The sequence below is a fragment of the Inquilinus sp. OTU3971 genome (genome assembly GCF_038440215.1).
In genome coordinates, this window is the sequence record NZ_JASATH010000103.1 from 19910 (window position 1) to 27404 (window position 7495).

The 7495-nt window shown below is 64.7% G+C and carries 6 protein-coding genes; 3 read left to right on the forward strand and 3 right to left on the reverse strand.

Annotation, left to right across the window (positions count from 1 at the left end; genetic code table 11):
* Positions 1–9 precede the first annotated feature (9 nt).
* Positions 10–1578 (reverse strand): DHA2 family efflux MFS transporter permease subunit, encoded by a 1569-nt coding sequence (locus tag AAHM41_RS23730; RefSeq protein ID WP_342239061.1) that lies wholly within the window; start codon positions 1576–1578, stop codon positions 10–12.
* Positions 1578–2720 carry an HlyD family secretion protein gene (locus tag AAHM41_RS23735; protein WP_342239062.1) on the reverse strand — a complete coding sequence of 381 codons (1143 nt, stop codon included), beginning with the start codon at positions 2718–2720 and terminating at the stop codon, positions 1578–1580. The genes AAHM41_RS23730 and AAHM41_RS23735 overlap by 1 nt, the downstream gene beginning before the upstream one ends.
* Before the next feature lie 12 nt (positions 2721–2732).
* Between AAHM41_RS23735 and AAHM41_RS23740 the strand changes: the two genes are divergently transcribed.
* On the forward strand, positions 2733–3536 hold the full coding sequence (locus AAHM41_RS23740; protein ID WP_342239063.1) for a TetR/AcrR family transcriptional regulator: 804 nt from the start codon (positions 2733–2735) through the stop codon (positions 3534–3536).
* 404 nt (positions 3537–3940) lie between these two features.
* Positions 3941–4756 (forward strand): alpha/beta hydrolase, encoded by an 816-nt coding sequence (locus AAHM41_RS23745; RefSeq protein ID WP_342239064.1) that lies wholly within the window; start codon positions 3941–3943, stop codon positions 4754–4756.
* A 711-nt stretch (positions 4757–5467) separates the two neighbouring features.
* On the opposite strand, the gene guaA is transcribed toward AAHM41_RS23745, so the two are convergent.
* Positions 5468–7042, reverse strand: coding sequence for a glutamine-hydrolyzing GMP synthase (gene guaA, locus AAHM41_RS23750; protein WP_342239065.1), 1575 nt, complete (start codon positions 7040–7042; stop codon positions 5468–5470).
* A gap of 188 nt (positions 7043–7230) precedes the next feature.
* Between guaA and AAHM41_RS23755 the strand changes: the two genes are divergently transcribed.
* Positions 7231–7495 (forward strand): hypothetical protein (locus tag AAHM41_RS23755; protein ID WP_342239066.1); only part of this gene is annotated, 265 nt, incomplete at its 3' end.

Sequence of the window (7495 nt, forward strand, 5' to 3'; positions counted from 1 at the left end):
GGCTAGGGTTCAGTGCGCTGTCGCGATCTCTACGCCCGGCTTCGGGCGACGAAGGAGAAGGACGAGCGGGATGCTTGCGAGGATGGCGGCGCCCATCACCCAGAAGCAGTCGCCATAGGTCATCACCAGGGCGTTCTTCTCGATCAGGCTCGACAGTTGCGAGATCGCCCGCAGCTTGGCAGTCGCGGCATCGATCCCCTGGCTGACACCGTCGGCGGCAAGGCGTGCCTGGCCGAGCAGCGAGTTCGCCGTTACGGATTCGCGAATGGTGTCGGAATGGACCGCCGTCCGCTGGTCGATCAGGATTCCGCTCAAGGCCAGGCCGATCGAGCCGCCGAGATTGCGCGCCATGCTGTAGATGCCCGCGCCGTCAGCGGCATTCTCCCGACCGAGCGCCGCCATGGACACCTGGTTGAGCGGCATGGCCGCGAGGATCTGGCCGACGCCGCGCAGCAGTTGCGATACCGTGAACTCGGGCCCTGCGCTGTCGGGTCCGAGGCCGACGTCCACGAAACAGCTTGCGGCAAAGAAGACGAGCCCCAGGGCGACCATCAGCCGTGCATCCAGGCGACCCGTGATGCGAGGCAGAACCGGAACCAGGAGAAATACCGGAAGAGCCGAGAGCGCCATGACACTTCCGGCCTGCCGCGGGTTGTAGCCCGCAATGCCGCTGAGGAACTGCGGAACCAGGAAGGTTGCGGCATAGGTCGCCGCACCGACCACGAGAGCGATGAGCGTCGCACTGGCGAAGGCGCCGTTGCGCAGAAGCTGGAGCCTGATGACCGGATCCGCGCTCGTCTTCTGGGCCACCGCCAGAGCGATGAATCCCACCAGCGATGCGATGGTGAGATAGACGATGGTCGAGGATTCGAACCAGCGGTCGCGCTGTCCGTCTTCGAGCACCACCGTCAGGCAACTGAAGGCGACGGCCATCCCGAAGATCCCGAGCCAGTCGGCCTGCGCAAGCAGCTTCAGGTTCGGGCTGTGCCGCGGAAGTCCGACAAGTAGCAATGTGACGAGTGCCGCACCGACTGGAAGGTTCAAGAAGAAGCACCAGCGCCAGTTCACCTCTTCCGCGAGATAGCCGCCGATGATGGGGCCGAGCAGAGGCCCGAGAAGAATGATGACGCCGAATATGCTCATGCCGACCGGCATCTGCCTGACAGGCAGCCGCGTCCGGACGATGACCTGTGCGGTCGGGATCAGGGCGCCACCGAAGAAGCCCTGGCCGACGCGGCCGACGATCATCATAAAGAGACTGTCGGAAAGGCCGCAGACGATCGAGAAGAAGACGAAGGCGACGGTGGTGATCAGGAGAAGGGTGCGAAGGCCGAGCAGCCTGGTGAACCATGCCGTCAACGGAATCATGATCACTTCGGCTACGAGATATCCTGTGCCGATCCAGGTGCCTTCGGTGCCGCTCGCGCCGATCTCGCCCTGGATCTGCGGCAGAGCGGTGTTGGTGATGGAAATATCCAACGTCGCCATGAGCGCGCCGAGTGCCCCCGCGACGACCGCGATCCAGTCGGTGAGGGCGGCCGATTCCCGCGGGTTCGATGAAGACGGTTCGGCGCTCATCAGGACGACGCCATTCTGCTGGGGACGGGGGCGTTGGTGTCGACCGAGACCTCGATCGACATACCCGGCACCAACGCCGGGATGTTCCGGGCGTCGGCGCCGAGCCTGATGCGGACCGGCACACGCTGGACGATCTTGGTGAAATTGCCCGTGGCGTTCTCGGGAGGCAGAAGCGCGAACCGCGCTCCGGTTCCCGGCGAGAAGCTGTCCACCGTTCCTTTGATCTCCAAACCGGGATAGGCGTCGACGCGGATGGTCGCCGGCTGTCCGGGGCGCATGTCGCCGATCTGGGTCTCCTTGTAGTTGGCGACGAGATAGATCTGGTCGACCGGGACGACCGTCATGAGAAGCGTGCCCGCCTGTGCGAACTGGCCGAGCTGGACGGTCTTGTCTCCCACGCGGCCGTTGATCGGGCTGCGCACGACCGTCTCGCTCAGGTCCATCTGGGCCTGGCTGAGGCTTTCCTGCGCGGCGGCCAGTTGCGCGTGCGCGTGGTCGACCACCGCCCGGAGCGACGAGACCTGCTGGCGGGCTGCATCCACGACCGCCTTTTTCAGCCGGATGGTCGACTGCGCCTGGTTGAGCGTGCTCTGCTTTTCGTCGACCTGCTGCTGCGTCTGGACGCCTCGTGCCGCTAGAGGAGAAGTCCGATCCAGCTCCTTCTGCGCGAGATCGGCGTTCGCCTCGGCATTTTCCAGATCGGCCTGCGCCTGGGCGATCACCAGATCCTGCTGCTTCAGGTCGGCCTCGCTCTTTGCGACGTCGGCCTGCCGGGCGGCGACCGTCGCCTCGGCTTCGCGGACGGCCATTTCGTAGCGCCGAGGGTCGATCATCACGAGCGGCTGGCCAGTCACGACCTCCTGGTTGTCGTTCACGTAGATCTCCGCGACCTGACCTGCCACCTGAGGGGCCATCGAGACCTGGTCGGCGCGCAGGTACGCGTTGTCGGTGCTCTCGATGAAGCGTCCGGACACATACCAGTCATAGCCGTAGACGCCGCCGGCGACCGCGGCGACGCAAGCTGCTCCAAGCAGCGCGTATCGCAGCGTCCGCTTCTTGCGGGGGTTGGTCGCAGGCGGTTCGGCCGCAACTTTGTCCGTTGGGTTTGGGTCAAGTTTCCGCGGGGAGACGGTGCTGTCCATGATCTGAGGCCGATGCTGAATTATTCCATCTGGGAGAAATATGGCGATCGGTATAAATATGTCAATCGGAAGAAATTTTCCAAATGGAATATTTTATTTCGACGTGATACCGTTGGCCAACAGGAGATGACGATGACAAGCATGCGACGTCGCAATGCCGAAAGCGGCTACCCACGAGGCGAGGAGACACGGGCGAGGATCATCCAGACCGCGATCGCCCTGTTCGGCGAAAAGGGTTTCGCTGGCGTGTCCACCCGCGAGATCGCAGCCGCCGCCGAAGTGCCAGCTCCTTCTCTGCAATACTACTTCGAGAACAAGGAAGGGCTCTATCGCGCCTGCCTCGAAGACATTCAGGCGGCCGCGGTAGAGGCAGCGGGGCCCGCGCTTGCGAACGCCGAATCCCTGATCTCTGCGAAATCGAAGGATGTCGATAATCTGATCGACGCCTACTGCGGACTGCTCGACAGTCTGGCGGACTTCATGTTCGACACGCCAGACTCGGCCAGCCGCGCGCTTTTCGTCGCTCAGCAGCACGCTCCGACATCGTCCTCGAGGCCCGTTGCGGACAAGCCTCTCGGTCGTCGGATCAGGCAATGCTGCACCGGTCTGATCGCAGCGATCTCGCGCGGGAACCCGTCGTCGGAGGACCTGCAGGTACGTGCGGCTACGATCAACGGCCAGTTGCTGGTGGTTCACCTGACGCGCCACCTGATGTCCGAACTGATCGGGTGGGATGAGATGACCTCGGCCAGGTTGGGGGTCCTCAAGTCTACGATCCGGGCGCAGACGACGGTCATTCTCAAATCCTACCGCTGAAGTCCCGACAGACAGTCACGACTAGCGGCGATCGAAGCCGACGCGGACCGGTCCCCACGCCTCCAGCACGCACAACTAGAGACATCTCAATGCATTCATTCGCCTCCGTTCCTCCGGTTCGTTCAATGATGACCGCGCTGACGATGACGCTTGTCCTCGTGGGCTGCGCGTCGCGCCCGTCCGCATCCGCGCTCAGGCCAGTTCCGACGGCGGTCGCAGACGCGCAAAGCATCACCGTTCTAGGCGTCACGAACCGAAACAGGGATATTGAAACGGGAGGGTTCGGAAGCACGTGGGCCGGAAACGTCACATACGAGCGCTACCGCTTCTCCGTGCCACTGAATCGGAACGGACCTGCGATCTCCTACCCTTCTGGAAAACCGGATTCCCGTCGGGATTACGTGATGACCAGGCGTGAAGCACTCCCTCCCTCGCGTCTGGTGGAAGCGATCGCAAGTTCCCGCAACTGGGACGGCACGGCGGCGATATTCGTCCATGGCTACAACTACAGCTATCAGGAGGCGCTCTACCGGGCGGCCCAGATGGCCGCGGACGCGCAGCCGCTGGGAACGCCTGCCGTCTTCTCCTGGCCGTCCGCCGCAAGCGTCGCGGGCTACGTCGCTGACCGCGATGCGGTTCTCTATTCGCGTACGGAGCTTGCCCGGCTGGTTCAGACCCTCTCCGCATCCCCCAGGGTCAAGCGCGTCGTCCTCTTCGGCCACAGCCTTGGCGGCTTTCTGACCATGGAGGCCGTCAGACAGCTCAAGATGGAGGGGCGGGCAGACACGCTAGCCAAGCTGCAGGTCGTGCTCGCGGCGCCGGACATCGACATCGACGTGTTCCGCTCGCAGTTGCTCGACATCGGACCCATGAAGACGCCGATCACCCTTCTCGTGTCGAAGGGAGACAAAGCGCTCGCCTTGTCCAACCTGCTGGGCGGCGAACGGGGGCGTGTCGGCAGCATCGACATAGACGACCCTGTGGTGCAGGAGGCGGCGAGGGCGGAGCGGCTGCGAGTCATCGACATCTCTTCGTTGAAGTCCGCGGACGGCCTTGGACATGATCGCTATGCCGCGCTCGCGAAATTTGGCGGCGAGCTGGCGAGGGCGGAAAACGCTCATGGCGCCTCTCCTGGCAATGTCGGAGCTTTCGTGTTCGATGCCGCGGGCGCCGCGGTTGCCAGTCCCTTCAAACTGGCGGGCGCGCTGAGTCGCCAATGATCAGACATGAAAGCCTGGCCTTGCGATTCACCAAGTGTCACGGATCAGCTAGATGGCGAGGAACCGTCGGAAGGGTTTGGGAGTTTGGCGGCGAGACGGACCGGGACAGATGAAGTGAACTTCTTGGACCGCGCCAGTTGAAATGAGTTCTGAGAAAGCTTACTGCGGCGGTTGCGCGAGCGAAGCCATCCTCAAAAGTCCTCCCATTCCTTCGCTGCAGCGGCGGTGGCGGTTCTACCGCCAAAGGCGCTGGCGAGCTTGCTGCCGAGGGCACGGACGCGATGGTTCGCTCGCGGAGCCTTCAAAAAGAGTGCCCGCTGGCGATGGCTGCGATCCCGAATGGGAACATGGCCTGCCAAGATGGAGCGACTCTGCCGCCACTTGGCCTGATATTAAGGACATTGGGTGGGCAGTTCGAAGCGCTTTTCAAGGGGGCCAAGGAATATCCGCTGCATTGAGTTTCGGGAATCCTCAATCGAGGTTCAAACGCCTGTGGCCTCACGGAGCGTCTCCGATGGGAGCTCCCCGAAACGACGGCGATAGAGGGCGGAGAGCCGCGCCAGGCGCTCCGATAAACTTAACGAGTTCAATGACTTTGATAGGTTTGCAATTCCATTGATAATGTGCCCTGGCTAGCAGTCTGCCCTGCCCGCAAATCATTGTATTTTCTGCGAAATTCTACGCTAGAGCCGCCTATCATCGCCGTTTCCCTCACTCCCACTCGATCGTCCCCGGCGGCTTCGAGGTGATGTCGTAGACGACGCGGTTGATGCCGCGGACCTCGTTGACGATGCGGGTCGAGACCCGGCCCAGGAACTCGTGGTCGAAGGGGTAGTAGTCGGCGGTCATGCCGTCGGTCGAGGTCACGGCCCTGAGCGCGCAGACATAGTCGTAGGTGCGGCCGTCGCCCATCACCCCCACCGTGCGCACCGGCAGCAGCACCGCGAAGGCCTGCCAGATCGCGTCGTACAGGCCGGCGCGGCGGATCTCCTCGAGATAGATCACGTCGGCCTTGCGCAGGATCTCCAGCATGTCGCGGCTGACCGCGCCGGGGATGCGGATGCCCAGGCCGGGGCCCGGGAACGGGTGGCGGCCGACGAAGGTCTCCGGCAGGCCCAGCTCGCGGCCCAGCGCCCGCACCTCGTCCTTGAACAGCTCGCGCAGCGGCTCGACCAGGGCCAGCTTCATCCGCTCCGGCAGGCCGCCGACATTGTGGTGGCTCTTGATCGTCACCGACGGGCCGCCGGTGAAGGACACGCTCTCGATCACGTCGGGGTACAGCGTGCCCTGGGCCAGGAAGCGGGCGCCGTCGATCTTCTCGGCCTCGGCGTCGAACACCTCGACGAAGGCGGCGCCGATGATCTTGCGCTTCTGCTCCGGGTCGGCGACGCCTTCGAGCCGGCCGAGGAACAGGTCGGCCGCGTCGACATGCACCAGCGGGATGTTGTAGTGGCCGCGGAACAGCGACACCACCTGCTCCGCCTCGCCCGCGCGCATCAGCCCGGTGTCGACGAAGATGCAGGTCAGCTGGTCGCCGATCGCCTCGTGGATCAGCACCGCCGCCACGGCGCTGTCGACGCCGCCCGACAGGCCGCAGATCACGCGGCCGTCGCCGACCTGGGCGCGGATCTTGGCGATCTCGGCGTCGCGGAAGGCGGCCATGGTCCAGCTGCCGGCGCAGCCGCAGACATGGTGGGTGAAGTTGCGCAGCAGCGCCGCGCCGTGCGGGGTGTGCACCACCTCCGGATGGAACTGCACGCCATAATAGCGGCGGGCATCGTCGGCGATCGCGGCATAGGGCGCGTTCTCGCTGGTGGCGACGATGCGGAAGCCGTCCGGCAGCCGGGTGACCCGGTCGCCATGGCTCATCCACACCTGCTCGCGGCTGCCTTTCGCCCAGGCGCCGTCGAACAGGGTGCAGTTCTCCTTGATGTCCAGCCAGGCGCGGCCGAATTCGCGATGGTGCCCCGCCTCCACCGCGCCGCCCAGCTGCTCGCACATGGTCTGCTGGCCGTAGCAGATGCCGAGCACCGGCAGGCCGAGCTCGAACACCAGCTGCGGCGCGCGCGGCGAGGCCTCCTCGGTGACCGAGGCCGGGCTGCCGGACAGGATGATGCCGCGCGGGTCGAAGGCCCGGATGCGGTCGTCGCCCGCCTGGTTGAACGGCCAGATCTCGCAATAGACACCGGATTCCCGGACCCGGCGGGCGATCAGCTGGGTCACCTGGCTGCCGAAATCGAGAATGAGGATGCGGTCCGGCGACGGCGTAGCGGTCGGGGCGGTCATGGCAACTCCGGGGTCGGGCGGTGGGACGGAGCTTTACCCTCCCCCCGCCCGCAGGACAAGCGACGGGGCCCGCGCCCGGCGCGCAACGTCCATGCACGGATGACGATCCGGTGACGGCGCGGCCTCGTCAAATCACCAAACACAATGTTCATTGCATTACACTGCGAATCTCGTTCATGATATGTTCCATGAAGGAGATCCCTGCTGATTTCGATGTCCAGGCTTATGGCCGCGGCTGCACGCTGCAGCAATGCGAGATGCTCACGCGCCTGGCCGAAATCGGCATGCAGCTGGCCGAGACGGCAGGCGCCCACGCCCTCGCCGCCCAGGCTCAGTCCCCCGCCGGGGCCCCGGAAGCTCAGCCCCAGGCTGCGGCCCCGGACCCCGGTCTCGCCTTTGCCCGCTACGCCCATCTGGTGCGCCAGACCCTGGCTCAGCGCGCCCGCGCCGTGC

Excerpts from the sequence above, each read along its gene's own strand:
- AAHM41_RS23745 (WP_342239064.1), top strand. The coding sequence starts at position 3,941 with ATGACCAGGCGTGAAGCACTCCCTCCCTCGCGTCTGGTGGAAGCGATC.
- AAHM41_RS23735 (WP_342239062.1), bottom strand. The coding sequence starts at position 2,720 with ATGGACAGCACCGTCTCCCCGCGGAAACTTGACCCAAACCCAACGGAC.
- AAHM41_RS23730 (WP_342239061.1), bottom strand. The coding sequence starts at position 1,578 with ATGAGCGCCGAACCGTCTTCATCGAACCCGCGGGAATCGGCCGCCCTC.
- guaA (WP_342239065.1), bottom strand. The coding sequence starts at position 7,042 with ATGACCGCCCCGACCGCTACGCCGTCGCCGGACCGCATCCTCATTCTC.
- AAHM41_RS23740 (WP_342239063.1), top strand. The coding sequence starts at position 2,733 with ATGCTGAATTATTCCATCTGGGAGAAATATGGCGATCGGTATAAATAT.